12 protein-coding genes and 1 tRNA gene are annotated in these 14,903 nt (G+C 44.9%); 9 read left to right on the top strand and 4 right to left on the bottom strand.

Features of this window, described 5'->3' with window-relative positions:
• The first annotated feature begins 62 nt into the window (after window positions 1-62).
• From TW81_RS11900 to gntR, 5 genes are all read left to right on the top strand, one after another.
• Window positions 63-620, top strand: a complete 558-nt coding sequence (locus TW81_RS11900) for a TRAP transporter small permease subunit (protein ID WP_045955925.1) — start codon at window positions 63-65, stop codon at window positions 618-620.
• Window positions 613-1,929, top strand: a complete 1,317-nt coding sequence (locus TW81_RS11895) for a TRAP transporter large permease (protein WP_045955924.1) — start codon at window positions 613-615, stop codon at window positions 1,927-1,929. Before TW81_RS11900 ends, TW81_RS11895 begins: the two co-directional genes overlap by 8 nt.
• Window positions 1,930-2,008: 79 nt before the next feature.
• Entirely contained in the window at window positions 2,009-2,509 is a 501-nt protein-coding gene (locus TW81_RS11890) for a gluconokinase (protein ID WP_045955923.1), read from the top strand.
• On the top strand, window positions 2,506-3,999 hold the full coding sequence (gene gndA, locus TW81_RS11885) for an NADP-dependent phosphogluconate dehydrogenase (RefSeq protein WP_045955922.1): 1,494 nt from the start codon (window positions 2,506-2,508) through the stop codon (window positions 3,997-3,999). Before TW81_RS11890 ends, gndA begins: the two co-directional genes overlap by 4 nt.
• 118 nt (window positions 4,000-4,117) lie before the next feature.
• Entirely contained in the window at window positions 4,118-5,119 is a 1,002-nt protein-coding gene (gene gntR / locus TW81_RS11880) for a gluconate operon transcriptional repressor GntR (protein WP_084715876.1), read from the top strand.
• Window positions 5,120-5,419: 300 nt separating this feature from the next.
• Here gntR and TW81_RS11875 read toward each other — a convergent pair whose 3' ends face one another.
• On the bottom strand, window positions 5,420-6,940 hold the full coding sequence (locus TW81_RS11875) for a DUF3612 domain-containing protein (protein ID WP_045955921.1): 1,521 nt from the start codon (window positions 6,938-6,940) through the stop codon (window positions 5,420-5,422).
• A gap of 162 nt (window positions 6,941-7,102) precedes the next feature.
• Here TW81_RS11875 and TW81_RS11870 point away from each other — a divergent pair, with 162 nt between their 5' ends.
• The gene (locus TW81_RS11870) at window positions 7,103-7,675 is read left to right on the top strand and encodes an aldolase/citrate lyase/malate synthase family protein (RefSeq protein WP_045955920.1); all 573 of its coding nucleotides are present in this window, start codon (window positions 7,103-7,105) and stop codon (window positions 7,673-7,675) included.
• A 68-nt stretch (window positions 7,676-7,743) separates the two neighbouring features.
• Here the strand turns inward: TW81_RS11870 and TW81_RS11865 are convergent, their stop codons facing one another.
• Window positions 7,744-8,427 carry a MaoC family dehydratase gene (locus TW81_RS11865; protein ID WP_045955919.1) on the bottom strand — a complete coding sequence of 228 codons (684 nt, stop codon included), beginning with the start codon at window positions 8,425-8,427 and terminating at the stop codon, window positions 7,744-7,746.
• Window positions 8,428-8,743: 316 nt separating this feature from the next.
• Between TW81_RS11865 and TW81_RS11860 the strand changes: the two genes are divergently transcribed.
• Window positions 8,744-8,834 (top strand) — tRNA-Ser (locus TW81_RS11860).
• A 181-nt stretch (window positions 8,835-9,015) separates the two neighbouring features.
• Here the strand turns inward: TW81_RS11860 and TW81_RS11855 are convergent.
• Entirely contained in the window at window positions 9,016-11,373 is a 2,358-nt protein-coding gene (locus tag TW81_RS11855) for a GH36-type glycosyl hydrolase domain-containing protein (RefSeq protein WP_045955918.1), read from the bottom strand.
• A 52-nt stretch (window positions 11,374-11,425) separates the two neighbouring features.
• Complete coding sequence (locus TW81_RS11850; RefSeq protein WP_045955917.1) at window positions 11,426-12,439, bottom strand: LacI family DNA-binding transcriptional regulator; 1,014 nt, start codon at window positions 12,437-12,439, stop codon at window positions 11,426-11,428.
• Window positions 12,440-12,709: 270 nt separating this feature from the next.
• Between TW81_RS11850 and TW81_RS11845 the strand changes: the two genes are divergently transcribed.
• Together TW81_RS11845 and TW81_RS11840 are read left to right on the top strand one after the other, a co-directional pair.
• Window positions 12,710-13,936 (top strand): ABC transporter substrate-binding protein, encoded by a 1,227-nt coding sequence (locus TW81_RS11845; RefSeq protein WP_045955916.1) that lies wholly within the window; start codon window positions 12,710-12,712, stop codon window positions 13,934-13,936.
• A gap of 73 nt (window positions 13,937-14,009) precedes the next feature.
• Window positions 14,010-14,903 (top strand): carbohydrate ABC transporter permease, encoded by an 894-nt coding sequence (locus TW81_RS11840; RefSeq protein WP_045955915.1) that lies wholly within the window; start codon window positions 14,010-14,012, stop codon window positions 14,901-14,903.

The following is a 14,903-nucleotide window of genomic DNA, read 5'->3' as shown; positions in this document are numbered from 1 at the left end:
CACACCGATTTAGCTTCTCACAGGAGGGTTAGCGCCCTCCTAATTTTTTGGGAACATATTTTATGACAGACCAAACACCGCATACACCTCCTGAGCCAGACGAGCAGCCGAGAAATTTTGTTGATAAAGCCATTATTAAGGTCAGCAATCTCCTCAGTTGGTTGTTCATCGCGACAGTGTTTATCTCTTTTTATGAAGTGGTTATGCGTTATGCCTTCGATGCTCCGACGACTTGGGTCCATGAAACCGCTTCGTTTATTGGTGGCTCTTTGTTTATCGTGGGGGGCATCTATGCGTTTGCTGCCAATAAACATGTCCGCGTGGTTTTGATCTACGATGCGGTCTCTTGCCAAACGCGTAAATATCTAAACCTTGTCCATCATATCGTCGGGCTGGCTTTCGCTGGCATGCTGGCGTATGCCTCTTATTCTCTCGCTAAGGAAGCGTGGTTCACCCCTTGGGGAGAGCTTAGACTGGAGACCTCAGGCTCAGTTCTCAATGCCCCTTATCCTGCATTGCTCAAAGGTCTGATCTTTGTTGTTCTCTCTATTCTTGTTGTCCAGTTTGTATTGCACCTCATCCAAGAGATTATGGGGCTAAGGAAGAATAAAGATGTTTGATATGTCTTCAATAGGTATCGCATGGGGCAGTGTCTTGATGCTGGTCATGATGATTGGCTTGCTCCTGACGGGGATGCAATTAGCCTTTGTCACGGGCTTTGTTGCAATCTTCTTTACACTCTGTTGGTTTGGGCCAGACGCACTGCCTCTTATCGCGAGTCGTACCTACAGTTTTGCTTCTGGTTATGTGTTTTTAGCGGTGCCAATGTTTGTCCTAATGGCAGCGTTACTCGATCGCTCCGGGATTGCCAAAGACTTATTCGACGCGATGAAGTCGGTTGGGCGTAAAGTTCGTGGCGGCGTTGCGGTGCAAACTTTGTTGGTTGCGGTGCTACTGGCATCTATGTCTGGTGTGATCGGCGGAGAAACCGTGTTGCTCGGCATTTTAGCGCTACCGCAAATGCTCCGGTTAGGTTACGACCGCAAACTAGCGATAGGTACCACTTGTGCTGGTGGCGCTCTGGGTACAATGTTGCCTCCGAGCATCGTACTTATTATCTATGGTATGACGGCGAGCGTATCCATTGGTGACTTGTTTAAAGCCTCGTTCGTACCCGCGTTTATACTCGCTGGCTGCTACATCGCTTATGTATTGATTCGCTGCAAGCTTAATCCTGCGCTTGCGCCACTGCCAAGCGACAGTGACGAGCAAGATGAGCCTGAAGTAAGCTATTTTAAAGCGCTATTTTTCCCTCTGTTGTCAGTTGCCGTTGTTCTAGGCAGCATATATACCGGGATTGCGTCGGTGACCGAAGCATCTGCACTGGGCGTGGTCGGCATTATGATATCAGCGATTATTCGTGGTGAAATGAATGTCAAAATGCTTAAGGAAAGTGCCATCGCCACTATGCGTACTTGCGGCATGATCATGTGGATTGGTATTGGGGCGAGTGCGTTAGTAGGCATCTACAACCTGATGGGCGGGATCAACTTCGTGGAAGAAGTGATTCTTGGCCTAAGTGGTGGCAGTGCTATGGGGACGCTGCTCATTATGATGGTGATCCTGCTGGTTCTAGGCATGTTCCTTGACTGGGTTGGTGTCGCCTTGTTAACCATGCCGATTTTTGTCCCTATCATTACCGGTCTCGGTTTTGACCCAATCTGGTTTGGTGTTGTGTTCTGCTTGAATATGCAAGTCTCTTTCTTGTCGCCACCCTTTGGCCCAGCGGCTTTTTACTTAAAATCGGTCGCGCCGAAAGACATCAGCCTAGGTGAAATATTCACTTCACTATTGCCATTTATCGCGTTGCAGGTGTTTGTTTTGAGTCTGGTGATTGTTTTCCCTGACTTAGCGATGTGGTGGAAGTAACTCCACAGGTATGAATTATTCACATTCGGATTGGAACACCGCCTTACGAGAGCGTGAAGGCTAAGGAAAGTATTGTCCAATGAAAGCAAAAAAAATTCTAGTGATGGGCGTATCAGGTTGCGGTAAGAGCCTGATAGGTAGCGAAATTGCCAAGTCCTTAGGCTTACCTTTTTACGATGGTGATGATTACCATCCAGCGGAAAATGTCGAGAAAATGCGTCAAGGGATACCGCTATCAGATGAGGATCGTCTCGGTTGGCTGCATACATTAAATCGCGTTTACGTTGAAAATGACTCAGCCGTTATCGCGTGCTCAGCGCTGAAACCGGAGTATCGAGACATCTTGAGGAAGGATAATTCACAACTGGTGATTGTTTTTCTAAAGGGTGACTTTGACACCATTTGGTCAAGACATCAAAAACGAGACAACCATTATTTCAATGGTCAGAGTATGTTAAGAAGTCAGTTTGAGGCACTCTGTGAGCCGACAACCACCGAGGCATTACATATAGACATAAGGCAGCCAGTTGCGAGCGTGGTTGCACAGGCACTAAAGGCGATTGAGGAAGGTGAACAATGATGGATTCGCAGATCGCTATGATTGGCTTAGGGGTTATGGGCAAAAGCTTAGCGCTAAATTTGCTTGACCACGGCTTTAATGTCACAGGCTATGATATTAGCCAGCAAAACTGCACACGTGCGGCTGACGAAGCGCAGCCATTGTCGGAACAAATGGATAAAGGACAATTTGTATTAGCGCGTGACTTAACGCATTTGATTGAAAGCTTAGTGCCACCGCGAGTCATCGCCCTTTCTGTTCCAGCAGGTCCGATAGTCGATAGTGTCATTGAAGATCTTATTAGTGCAGGTTTAAGCCGTGATGATATCGTGATCGATACTGGCAATAGCTTATGGACTGACAGCGAGGCGCGTGAACATCGTTTTGCGGGTAAGCTACGCTTTTTCAGCACCGCCGTTTCTGGCGGAGAAGTTGGGGCTCGCTTTGGACCATCGCTCATGGCAAGTGGTGATAAAGAAGCATGGAACTATGTCAAACCTATGTGGCAGGCCATCGCGGCAAAGGTTGATGTGAATGGCCTTCCAGTAGGGCCGTTTGAATCTGGTGAAGCTTGCGCCGCTTACCTGGGGCCAGCTGGGGCCGGGCATTACGTAAAAATGGTTCACAATGGCATTGAATATGCGGATATGCAGCTCATCTGCGAAGCTTATTATTTTATGTCGTGTGCTTTGAACATGTCGGCGAATGAAATAGGCCAGATATTCAGTCACTGGAATCAAGGGGTTCTCAATAGCTACCTGATGGAAATCAGTGCTGAAATTCTACAAACGGCAGACCCAGTCACCGGGCGCCCATTTGTCGAAGTGGTATTAGACAAAGCGGGCCAGAAGGGGACGGGGTTATGGACAGCTGTCAATGCGCTGCAGCAAGGTGTTCCCGCACCGACGATAGCACAGGCCGTTTTTGCCCGTGCGCAGAGCAGTCAGAAATCATTGCGCACTGTGGCTTCAAAAACGTTCTCGGCTCAATTGAGTTCGCAAGGGGCACTGGATAAAAAGCAGGTTTTAAGTGAGCTGCATGACGCACTCTACTGCTCCAAATTGACTGTCTATGCGCAGGGTTTTGATTTGCTGAACGCCACCTCGAAAAAAGAGGATTGGGGATTAGACTTTGCAAACATTGCCAAGATTTGGCGAGCTGGCTGTATTATACGTGCGATATTCTTGCAAGATATTGCTGATGCGTATCTAACGAACCCTGCACTGGATAATTTGCTGCTAGCACCTGGTTTTGTTGAACAATTGCTTGCACGTTCACCCGGTTGGCGGGCAAGTATCGCTAACTCTGCATTGTATGGGGTCGCGATGCCCGCTATGAGTTCTGCTCTGAGCTATTTTGATGGGCTACGCAGTGACATATTGCCAGCCAACTTGCTCCAAGCTCAGAGGGACTACTTCGGTGCTCATAGTTACGCCAGAGTGGATGAGGATGAGAGCCTTAGATACCACTTATCTTGGAGTTGTAAGACGAAGCAGCAGATAATTGTCTAAAAACAAAGCGCTTACCTTGATGTAAGCGCTTTTTTGTTAGGTTCAACAAGAAAAATGATTGCAATAGTCGCTACTATGTTACCAGTAACAAATTTAATTTAGTGCGTAGTAAAACGTCATGGTTAGCAAGAAAAAAAGACCAACACTTCAAGATATCGCTGACAGAGTCGGTGTGACAAAAATGACGGTCAGCAGATGCCTGCGGGATCCGTCTCAAGTATCAGAAGCCATCAAAGATAAGATCAACCAAGCGGTAGAAGATCTTGGTTATATCCCCAATCGTGCCCCCGATATCCTATCCAACGCCAAATCTAACGCAATAGGCGTGCTTGTTCCCTCGTTAACAAACCAAGTCTTTGCCGAGGTAATGCGCGGTATTGAGTCTGTGACCACACCAGCAGGTTATCAGACTATGATTGCCCACTATAGTTATAGCTCTGAACTTGAAGAGCAAAGTATCGCCTCTCTGCTCTCTTACAATGTCGATGCCATCATTTTGTCAGAAAATTTCCATACTGCTAAAGCGCGCAAAATGCTGGAAACAGCGTCGATACCTGTGGTTGAAATCATGGATTGTTTCTCACCTAGAATCGAGCAAGCGGTCGGTTTTGACAATGCTAAAGCATCCCAAGCGATGACCGAAGCGATTTTAGCCAAAGGTCGTCGCAGCATTGCCTATTTTGCCGCGCGAATGGATGAGCGGACAAGGTTAAAACTGCAAGGCTACCGTCACGCGATGGAGCACGCCGGGCTTGAACCAATCAGTTTACAAACGGAAGACGCCTCGTCATTTACCCTTGGTGCCAAATTGCTAGGTGAACTTAGAGATAAATATCCAGAAGTTGACGGCATTGTGTGTACTAACGATGACTTGGCAATTGGTGCGCTGTATGAGTGCCAACGACGTGGAATATCAGTCCCAGAACAAATGGCGATTGCGGGTTTTCATGGCCATGATATTAGCCAAGCAATGATTCCTAAACTAGCGACTGTGATTACGCCGCGAGAAGAGATAGGGCGAGTAGCCGCAACGCAGCTTATCGAAAGGTTAAAAGGCAAAGTGACATGGGAGCCAAGCATTGATCTTGGTTACCAAATTGAAATGGGCGAAAGTATATAATTGCAATTTGCGAATTTAACCATTTGCAATTTGCACTGTCATGCGAATTGAAAAAGCCTTATGCGCATAGTTTTTGTGAAATAGATGAATAACTAGCCAGAAATTGGGCTGATAATGGCTATTTAAAAGTTGGCACGTATAATGCTTTATTACTAGTGACCCTTCTTAAGCCGAGGGTCACCTAGCCAACTGACGTTGTTAGTGAACCTTATTTGTTCACACTTATATATAGCCAATCACCTTTATTGTGATTGGCTTTTTTTCTTTTAGGCTCTTGTCACGCGGGCAATCAGCGTTGGCTTAAGCGTCTTGGCAACCGCTATAGCAACTTGGTTTTCGTGGGCAAACCGCGCCACGCGAACAGATTACTCGCGCATCCGATTCAATGCCTCTCTCTATCCAATTAATGTTGAGAATTTTCGCGATCGTGGTGAATTCTTTCTGCATATAACGCGGGATAGCGGCGCTTCCTCCGTTACTTACGCACAAAGATTTAAGCTCTTGTGCTAATTCAAGCGAGTTACCACCCTGAGCATCAATCGCTGGATTTAAATCTATCCCAGCACACAGAACTCTGTTGTTGCCAGCCGGATCGGTCATATTGACCGACTCACAGCAATAGATCCTTGGTTCATCACCAACATTGAGAATTGAGATTTGCGCCGAGCTGCCTTGCTGTGGCTCTGAGAGCCTTCTAAATACCGCCCAGTGCTGGCACGGGTCGTTGACCTTGCGCATATTTCCCCAAGGGAGAGGGATGCCATTGCCACGATAGACCGCTTTGAGCTTATTTTGTCCATATGCATCAAAGTAATGCCAATGAGGATAGGGCGACACTACCGTCATTCGGCGCATGGCGACCGATGGCGATACCCCGGCTTTTAGGTGGACGTCGATTTCATAGCCGCTGCGGTCAAGCAGTTGTCTGAATGGGACTTTGGGACACAATAATGCGCCAGCAAAAAAACTCGACTCGAAATCTCGCCATGCCTGCAAAATATCTTGAGAGTTTAGCTCGGAGGTTGGTGATGTGTGGCCGTTGTCTTCCCAACTATTAGCATGGCCAACAGAAAGGACACTTTTTAACCCCTCTTTACTATGTAGTACACAGTGACCAATGTAGACCGCTAAATCGTATTTTAGGCGCGTGGGGTACTGTTTTAGTACTTCGTTCAAGTAGATGGTGCCTGGTGGCTCAAAAAACGAAGTGACGATCTGTTTGGCGCTGACACCTAGCTCATCAACGACATCTTTTGGCGGGCGAGATATCCAGCGAATGGTTAATCCTAGGCTGCGCGCTATGTCCATCAGATCTTCTGCAGCAAGGTTAAGTCGTTTCAGTCCCACGTCCTCTGCTGCACGTTCAAGATCAGGAAAATGGTTTTGGTTGCTTTCTTGGTGCGCTCGGATAAGTAAGTGTGCAAACTGACGGCCAGTGATACCAGTCTGCGAGAGCATCTCGGGGATAGCTATTTGCAGTATGTCATTGGAAAACAAAAAGCTTGGTTCAAGCGCCATACCATTAATACCGCCACGGTTGCCTTTGTTTGGCGTAATATCCGCTTGCTCTGGCTCGTCATCCAAAAACCATGCGGGATCTTTTTGAAACACTTGTGCAATGACTTCCAGCATATCAATGCTAGGAACGCGCTTTCCGCGTTCAATCATCGACAAGTACGAGACCGAAGGGGCGTACTCTGGATTGACCCGAATACAGCGCGCAGACAGATCTTCCATCGTTAAGTGGTTGCGTTTTCTCAGGTTTCTAATCTTAGTACCTAAGAAATGAGACTGGCGAATTAGGCTTTTTGACACTGGCATTTTGTAAAATTCACACTGTAAAATTTTTGTTGTGAAATTGTAGTCAAAAATTAACTAGTATACAAAGTAAGCAAAGTCACAAAATTGCAAAACAGTTAAACGCTAGTTTGGAATATTTGCTCTAGACCATAAAAATTGTGAATTATCCGCGAGGGAAACGCTATGAACATGCTGACATTCGATAAAACAGAAATCCAAAAACAAAATAAACCATTTATCGCAGAAGCAGTCTTCGCGGTGGAAACCATCAACGCGAACCAAGCGAGCGAAAAGCAAGTTAAAGCAAAACAGTTGCTTGACCGTTTGTTCCCATTAGAGTGCAGTTCCCATAAAGATGTGACGGCATACGTTATCGACTACCATCACGTAATGGCTTACTTCAAAGATGGACGCCATAGTGGTCTTAGACACCCTAAACACTTTGTTGCTTACGTTGGCGACAAGGAAGATCCAAGTTCAATACTGTTCAGAGATGGTACCGGTAGCCATGTAGAAGTAACATTTGGCAATCACAAAGGCACGGGTTGTATTGAATTGATTGATATCGATGACATCCAATTAGAGACGTGTACAACTTTCTCGCAAGGAATGTCAGAAATGGCTGCGATGCGTCATTGGATTAGCTTGGTAAAAGGTGATGAAAAAGGCAAACCAAGAGCGTGTACAGAAGAAAAAGAGTACACCGCTAAAAATGGTGATGATTACCAGCTTGAATGCTGCTATACGATGAGATAGTAGAGATTGCGTCACAACAAAAAAGGATACCGAAAGGGTATCCTTTTTCTTATATGCTGCACAAAGTATTAAAAGTGCAGTTGAATGACTGAGGTGACTATCGCACCTGGGCGGCGCACTCCTTCAATTTCAACCTTAATTTCACGTTCGATTTCCAAGCCTTTGCGAATAGGTGTTACTTTTGACAATGTGCTCACTGCACGCACGCGGTTGTCTGCTTTGACTGGATAAGGAAAACGGACCTGATTAAGGCCAATGTTGACGACCATTTTCGCCGTCGGAAACAGGTTGTTTGCAGGATCCACGCTATCGGTTAATTTCGGTAACAGCGCTAATGTGAGAAAGCCATGTGCGATGGTTGTCTTGAACGGAGATTCTTCTGCGGCACGCTCTGGATCAGTATGGATCCATTGCATATCTTCAGTAACTTGAGCAAATTGATTAATACGCTCTTGAGAAACATCAAACCAATCACCAATGTGAATGACTTCACCTAGCTTAGATTGTAACTCGAGATAAAGCTTTTCTGCTTCTGGCTTTAATTCAATTGGTTTCTGTGTAGGCGCTTCTACTTCATCGTTGACCGCTGGAGCATGAAAATCACGTAGACGAGTAAACAGGTGGCGGTTATGAGCTTTGTTAACAATCTCTCCCCAGTATTCACGCACAGTTGGAGTCATCCACTGCATAAACTCTGATTGCTGCTTTGAGAGTGTTTCACCACGATGTTTAAATAAGTCTGCGACTTTCATAAAAACCTCAGAAATTGACGACGTTGCTCAGTTATTTACATAATTTTGAAACAGTTCACACTATTGTGCAATCATTTTCGGGCGTACACCTGTTGCTTGAAAGGTGTTTTTCTTTTTATTTTCAATTTCTTACCAATAAAACACTATTTTATTAAATTGGGTGTTTTTAGAGTACTTACCCCACAAACAGAGTCAGTGATATGCTTAAAGTCACAAAAAAAACCTGAGTAGCTGTCTAGTTTATCAACACTTAAAACATAGTGAGTGATTTAATGCTTTACAAGTAACTAGGCAATACCTAATATACGCCCGCAACGGAGAGATGGCTGAGTGGTTGAAAGCACCGGTCTTGAAAACCGGCATACGTTAATAGCGTATCTAGGGTTCAAATCCCTATCTCTCCGCCACATTCAAGAAAGCCGCTGTTTTTACAGCGGCTTTTTTCGTTTCTGGCATACAGGGTTTTATTTTATGTATGACGAGCTGGAAAGTTCAGCTATCTGGGCACTACAACTTAGCCCAGATAGCGTTGGGGAGCTGATCAAAAGTGCTTCACGAAATGATCATTTCGAATGGCGTTTCCCGCTGTTAGACAAATTTCACATTGACAGTGTAATGCTGCCCAGCTTGAAAATTGCTGATAACATGCGTCTTTAATCGTTCTCCATTAACGGTTAATGAAGTTTCAGATTCGTTTTTAACACGCTCATAGTTCACGGTAAACGTCGCTTGTCTGAATGTTCTTGTTACGGACAAATGCTCCCACGATTGTGGGATCTTAGGAGTAACAGTTAAGCCTTCTTTACATCCTTTTAGACCTAACATCTCTTCAATCACTGCACGATAGAACCAAGCACCAGTACCAGTGTTAAATAGATTGCTCGAACGACCGGCAGCACTAGGGTATTGGTAGTAGGCACCCCTGTAATAGTTGGGTACATAGACAGGTAATTGACCACGTTGTTTAAAGGTTGGACATTGTGGATCAGCAATCATTTTGCGTAAAACGTTAAATGCACGATCAGGTTGGTTGATATTGTAGAGGCTCGCCGCATAGAAAGCAGCAGCATGGTTGTAAACCGAACCGTTCTCTCCTGAACCGGGCCACTTTTGAGTTACGCGGCCGACATCTTCCCGCATTGCGGTAAATGCAGGGGCGCACAACATGACACCATATGGCGTATCTAGTTGTTCTTCAATTGCTTTAAGCATCTGTGACTTTTGTAGCTCGTTAGGCATATTGGCTAAAAATGCCCAACTTTGGGTGTTTAAGAAAATACGACCTTCTTTGTCATCAGGTACACCAAATGTAACGCCGTCATCAGTAATTCCTCGTGCGTACCAGTCACCTTGCCACAAATGCTCATCTGCAATGATGGAAAGCTGCTCAATAGTTGACTGATATTCTTGTATTTTGCTGGAGGTATTATCTTGATGTGAAATCCTCACCCAGGTTTGCAACGCAAAGCTCAATGCTTGGGTTAGCCAGCCCGATACTCCCTTGCCTTTATGGCCGACCATGTTCATTGGGTCACACCAATCGCCTTGTGCAATATAGGGCATTCCTCTGTAATCGCGGGCTTGGCACATATGATCCATCGCTCGGTTCATATGCTCCAGAACAGAATGTTTTTCATCTGAATCTATCCATGCGACGGGTTCCTCGAGGATAGCCCAGTCATTTGTCTCGTTAAGATAGGCATCTAAAATGAGCGTCAGCCAGACTGAGTGATCAGTGTGCGGAATTTGATTGATGTATTTAAGTTGTGCTTCTGGAGTTAGCAAAATACCATCTGGCATTTCTCCATCAGATTTCTGTTGAGCAAGAGAAGTAAGAATCACCGTTTTGGTTGTTTCACTATTTACGTAGGCCATTCCCATACCATCTTGCAGATAGTTTCTCGTTTGAGGGTCGGTGGTTAATCGATTAGTATCTCCGTGATAGAACACTTGGCGAGGTAGCCAGTGGTTCACAAAGTGGTCAAATGCTTCATCTGGGGAGGAAATATTAATAACCCCCTTTCCAGATTGGATGTACTGAGCATATTTTTCAGTTTGCTCTTGCTTTGAATTGCCTAGAGTGTGGTTCTTTAGGTTTTCAATTTCTGTTTTATCAAGCGCAGGACCAAATACGAAATTAAATTCTCTTGATTCGTGAGCCTCTAATTCAAGTTGGAACTGCATGGCGCAAGCTGGCATTTCATAGTGACAAGGCTGATTTGATAAATTGGCCAATGAGCTGAGTGCATCAGGGTTGTGTAAACCGCCTTGTCCTTCAAATCGAAGTCCACTTGTTTCTACGTAGTTGGGCTTAACGTCACTAGCTAAAAATGTGATGTCTTTCAAGTGTTTATTTTTGGCGTAGTCTTCAAGCTTTTGATATGGGGTTATAGAAGTGCAAACGATGGCGTTGAGTTGGTCATCGTAATGCGCGCCCATGTTCATCCATGACATATAGCCAACTGGGAAATACGGAATTAAGGAAATGTTTCTTATCGCTTTGCTGTTGCTGGTGACTTTTACCTGCCACAGTTCTGCGGCGAATTCTTCACTAAGAGTCAGGCACAGTTCGACGCAAATGTCGTTGTGCTGCACTTTCCATTTGATATCACTTAAACCAGGTAGGAACTCAAAGCTATCCAATGGTGCTTTGATTGGCGCAAACGGAGCAGAAAATATCTCACCAGACTGATCATCTCTGAGATAAAAAAAACGCCCAGGATGGTTGGCAAAATACGGTTGCTCTGGTTGCATGAAGCTTGTTGCCGCCATACTCGGCGTATGGGCGTACTTCTTGGGTTCAGGGTTCATGTACTGTGCAACGGCATATCCCTGACAGTTCATATGAATCATCATATGCTTGTTCCACAAGTAGCCCGCAGAGTTAGGAACTAGGGTAGGGTCTGTCAACGAGAAACGCTCACCACCCTTGACATACTTCGTCATTTCTACACCTTTCATCTTTTTGGATTTAGTATTTGAGTCTTGTTCAATCTTCTCATTTGAGTTGTTTCAAGCGTTGTGTTGAGTCTCGGATTGATAATTTAGGTTCAAAGTGGTTTTGCACTGGCAGTTCTTCGCCGTAGCATAAGTTAAGGATCTGATGGCAGGCGTTGCGAGAGATATCTTCGAGTGGCACATGGATGCTGGTCATGGAAGGAGACGTAAACTCTGCGAGATCGATGTCATCATAACCGATCACCGAAATATCTTTACCAGCCTCTATTCCATGTTTCTTCATGGTAGAAATTGCCGCCATAGCACTGTTGTCGTTACCACAAAATAGAGCGGTAAAAGGCTGCTCTTTTTTGAGTAGTCTTTCAGTTGCTTCCGCACCTTGCTTGAACCCATAGCCGCCACATTCGATTAATTCTTCATGCATCTCGATACCTGATGATGCAAGTTCGTCTAGAAATCCTCTATGGCGACTTTGCGCGTCTTGTGCGTTCATTCGCCCTGTAACAACGGCAATTTTAGTATGGCCGAGTTCAACCAAGTGCTGTGCTGCCAAGCGGCCACCTAAGTAGTGGTTGGGATAGAATGTTTTCTCATTCAGTGCATCTAGACTGCGATTGATAAACACGATTTTTGGATAGCGCGCTTCTATTTTTGCCAATTCAAATACGGAGAGTTCAGGGCAAGACATGAGTATCCCGTCGCAGTCGCGTTCGATCAGATAATCTAAACAAGCAATACGCTCTTCGTCGGTTTTTGCATCTTCAGCGTTGGCTAAGATTATGTGCTTATCTCTTTTGCGTAGTTCACGTTCAATGGTTTGCAGCATTTTTCGGTGGAATGATCCTGAAAACGAAGGAACCCACAAACCAATGATATTTGATTTTTTTGAAGACAGTGAGCGAGCGATACTGTTTGGTCGATAGTTTAATTCAGCCATGGCTGCGGCTACCTTTGAGCCTGATTCCGCGGATATGGATGCATTTCCTGAAAGGTATCTGGAAACGGTTCCAACTCCGACGCCTGCCAGTTTAGCTACATCTTTAATAGTTGCCATTTAATCTAACTCTTTAAGCTCGTTTTGACTTGTTTTCATTCATACTAGTGCCAATAGCTCAATATTTATAGTGTTTTTAGACCAATTTATGGCCTTGTTAAGTTTTTGTGACCAACCCCCCATGTTAGATAACAACTCCAAATATTTAGTGGAACAGTGACAGCTATCAGGATATAAATTCACCCGATTGGAAACGATTCCAAATAAATATAATGACCAACGAATATATCCTATTTCTGACGACACAATAACGAAACTAAAGGTACTCTCATGATGAAAAAACTCTCACTAGCGGTAAGTTTTATACTGGCTTCATCTCCTGTTCTTGCTAAAGAAGAAGCGGAAGTGATGCATTGGTGGACGTCTGGCGGCGAATCTGCAGCTATTCGAGTATTAGCTGATGCATATGAGACAGAGGGAGGTACTTGGAAAGACAGTGCCGTCGCTGGTGGTTCAAATGCGCGTAGTGCTGCGATTAACCGCATGATTGGTGGTTCACCGACGACCGCCGCGTTATTTAATACTTCTCAGCAATACAGAGAAATGATTGCAGAAGGCATGCTAAATAATATTGATGAAGTGGCAAAATCGGATCGTTGGGAAGAGATCTTACCTAAACCTACTTTAGATGCGATCAAGGTTGACGGTCACTTTTACGCCGCTCCGGTTAATATCCATATGCCAGGTTGGTTCTGGTATTCAAAAGAGGCGTTTGAAAAAGCAGGAATCAACTCAGAACCAACAACGATCGAGGAATTCTTCTCTAGCCTAGATAAACTTAAGTCTGCTGGTTACATCCCACTCGCATTAGGTGGTCAGAATTGGCAAGAGAACCTGTTATTTGCAACCGTGTTAAGTAACGTGGGTGGCAAACAGTTGTACTTAGACGTATTAGGTAAACGTGATAGCAACACATTGAACTCTCAGCAGTTTAGAACGGTTGTTGAAACTTTCCTCAAACTGAAACCTTATGTAGATGCAGGCTCACCGGGCCGCAACTGGAACGACACTACCAACTTAGTGATCAATGACAAAGCGGGTATTCAAGTCATGGGTGACTGGGCGAAAGGCGAATTTACTCAGGCCAACAAAGTTCCAGGTCAAGATTATGGTTGTTTCCCAGGTCTAGGAGATGAGTCGCTGTATATTGTCGGTGGTGATGTTTTTGTCTTCCCTAAAACGACAGATGCTCAGCAAGTGTCAGCTCAGAATAAGCTCGTGGAAACTATGTTGAACCCTGAAACGCAAATCAAGTTCAACAATTTGAAAGGCTCGATTCCGGTACGAACCGATATTGATGTATCAAGCATGGACATCTGTGCACAGAAAGGGGCTCAAATACTGAAAGTGGCCTCTCGCCAAGTACCAGACGGCTCTATGTTGATGGAAGAGTTCCGCTATGGCGCATTAAAAGACGCAGTCACCGAGGTTTGGAATAGCCAAGATATGTCTACCGATACAGCGGTTTCTATCTTTGCTCATGCTCTAACTAACTAGTCTATCTAAGGCGCATGTACTGCGCCTTTCCTCTTAAATTCTGCTCTCATATTTTCGTTCGAAGGAGTCATGAATGAATATCGTCGCCTTTCAAAGGCATCTTAAGCGAAACGCTTTCGCATATATCGCTGCATTACCTATGGCACTGACTGTGTTTATTGCTTACATGGGTACGATGTTTTGGTCGGTTCGTCTCTCTTTTACTAGCTCAAGGATGTTACCAAAATCTGACTTTGTTGGATTTTCGCAGTACGAAAGATTGTTTAGTACTTCACGTTGGATTACGTCTTTAGAGAACCTGTTGACCATCGCATTCTTGTTCTTGGCGATCTGTTTCGTGCTTGGTTTTCTGCTTGCCGTATTCATTGACCAAAAAATAAAAGCTGAGAGCTTTTTCAGAACAGTATTTCTATTCCCCTATGCGATGTCTTTTATCGTCACGGGATTGGTTTGGCAGTGGATTTTTAATCCACAGCTCGGCATACAAAAAACGGTTCAAGAGTTGGGGTGGGAGTCATTTCAATTTAATTGGATCGTCGATCCTAATATGGTGCTCTATACCGTCATTATTGCCGCAGTATGGCAGGGTTCCGGCTTAGTGATGGCTCTGCTACTTGCTGGCTTACGAGGAATTGATGACGATTTATGGAAAGCGACAAAAATTGATGGCATTCCTGCATGGCGAGTGTATCTCAGTATCATCCTACCTATGCTACGTCCAATGATTATTACGACGGTTGTTCTGCTCTCAATTAGCATCATTAAAATGTATGACGTCGTGGTCGCGATGACCGGAGGCGGTCCTGGTATTGCGAGTGAAGTGCCAGCTAAGTTCATCATGGATAACTTGTTCGAACGTGCCAATATCGGTATCGCAACAGCGGCATCAAGTGTCATGTTAGTGACAGTTCTATGCTTGATCGCGCCTTTTATCTACTCAAATTACATAAAAAAGCAAGGTAGGTAA

It is taken from the genome of Vibrio galatheae (assembly GCF_000967545.1).
Lineage (GTDB): Bacteria > Pseudomonadota > Gammaproteobacteria > Enterobacterales > Vibrionaceae > Vibrio > Vibrio galatheae.
The sequence above is the reverse complement of the archived record's forward strand: the minus strand, read 5'-3'. Positions and strand labels throughout refer to the sequence as shown.

Bases quoted from the DNA above. Each gene is read 5' to 3' on its own strand.
- TW81_RS11850 (WP_045955917.1), bottom strand. From the start codon at position 12,439: ATGGCAACTATTAAAGATGTAGCTAAACTGGCAGGCGTCGGAGTTGGA.
- TW81_RS11855 (WP_045955918.1), bottom strand. From the start codon at position 11,373: ATGACGAAGTATGTCAAGGGTGGTGAGCGTTTCTCGTTGACAGACCCT.
- TW81_RS11840 (WP_045955915.1), top strand. From the start codon at position 14,010: ATGAATATCGTCGCCTTTCAAAGGCATCTTAAGCGAAACGCTTTCGCA.
- TW81_RS11900 (WP_045955925.1), top strand. From the start codon at position 63: ATGACAGACCAAACACCGCATACACCTCCTGAGCCAGACGAGCAGCCG.
- TW81_RS11890 (WP_045955923.1), top strand. From the start codon at position 2,009: ATGAAAGCAAAAAAAATTCTAGTGATGGGCGTATCAGGTTGCGGTAAG.
- TW81_RS11875 (WP_045955921.1), bottom strand. From the start codon at position 6,940: ATGCCAGTGTCAAAAAGCCTAATTCGCCAGTCTCATTTCTTAGGTACT.
- gndA (WP_045955922.1), top strand. From the start codon at position 2,506: ATGATGGATTCGCAGATCGCTATGATTGGCTTAGGGGTTATGGGCAAA.
- TW81_RS11845 (WP_045955916.1), top strand. From the start codon at position 12,710: ATGATGAAAAAACTCTCACTAGCGGTAAGTTTTATACTGGCTTCATCT.
- TW81_RS11895 (WP_045955924.1), top strand. From the start codon at position 613: ATGTTTGATATGTCTTCAATAGGTATCGCATGGGGCAGTGTCTTGATG.
- gntR (WP_084715876.1), top strand. From the start codon at position 4,118: ATGGTTAGCAAGAAAAAAAGACCAACACTTCAAGATATCGCTGACAGA.
- TW81_RS11870 (WP_045955920.1), top strand. From the start codon at position 7,103: ATGAACATGCTGACATTCGATAAAACAGAAATCCAAAAACAAAATAAA.
- TW81_RS11865 (WP_045955919.1), bottom strand. From the start codon at position 8,427: ATGAAAGTCGCAGACTTATTTAAACATCGTGGTGAAACACTCTCAAAG.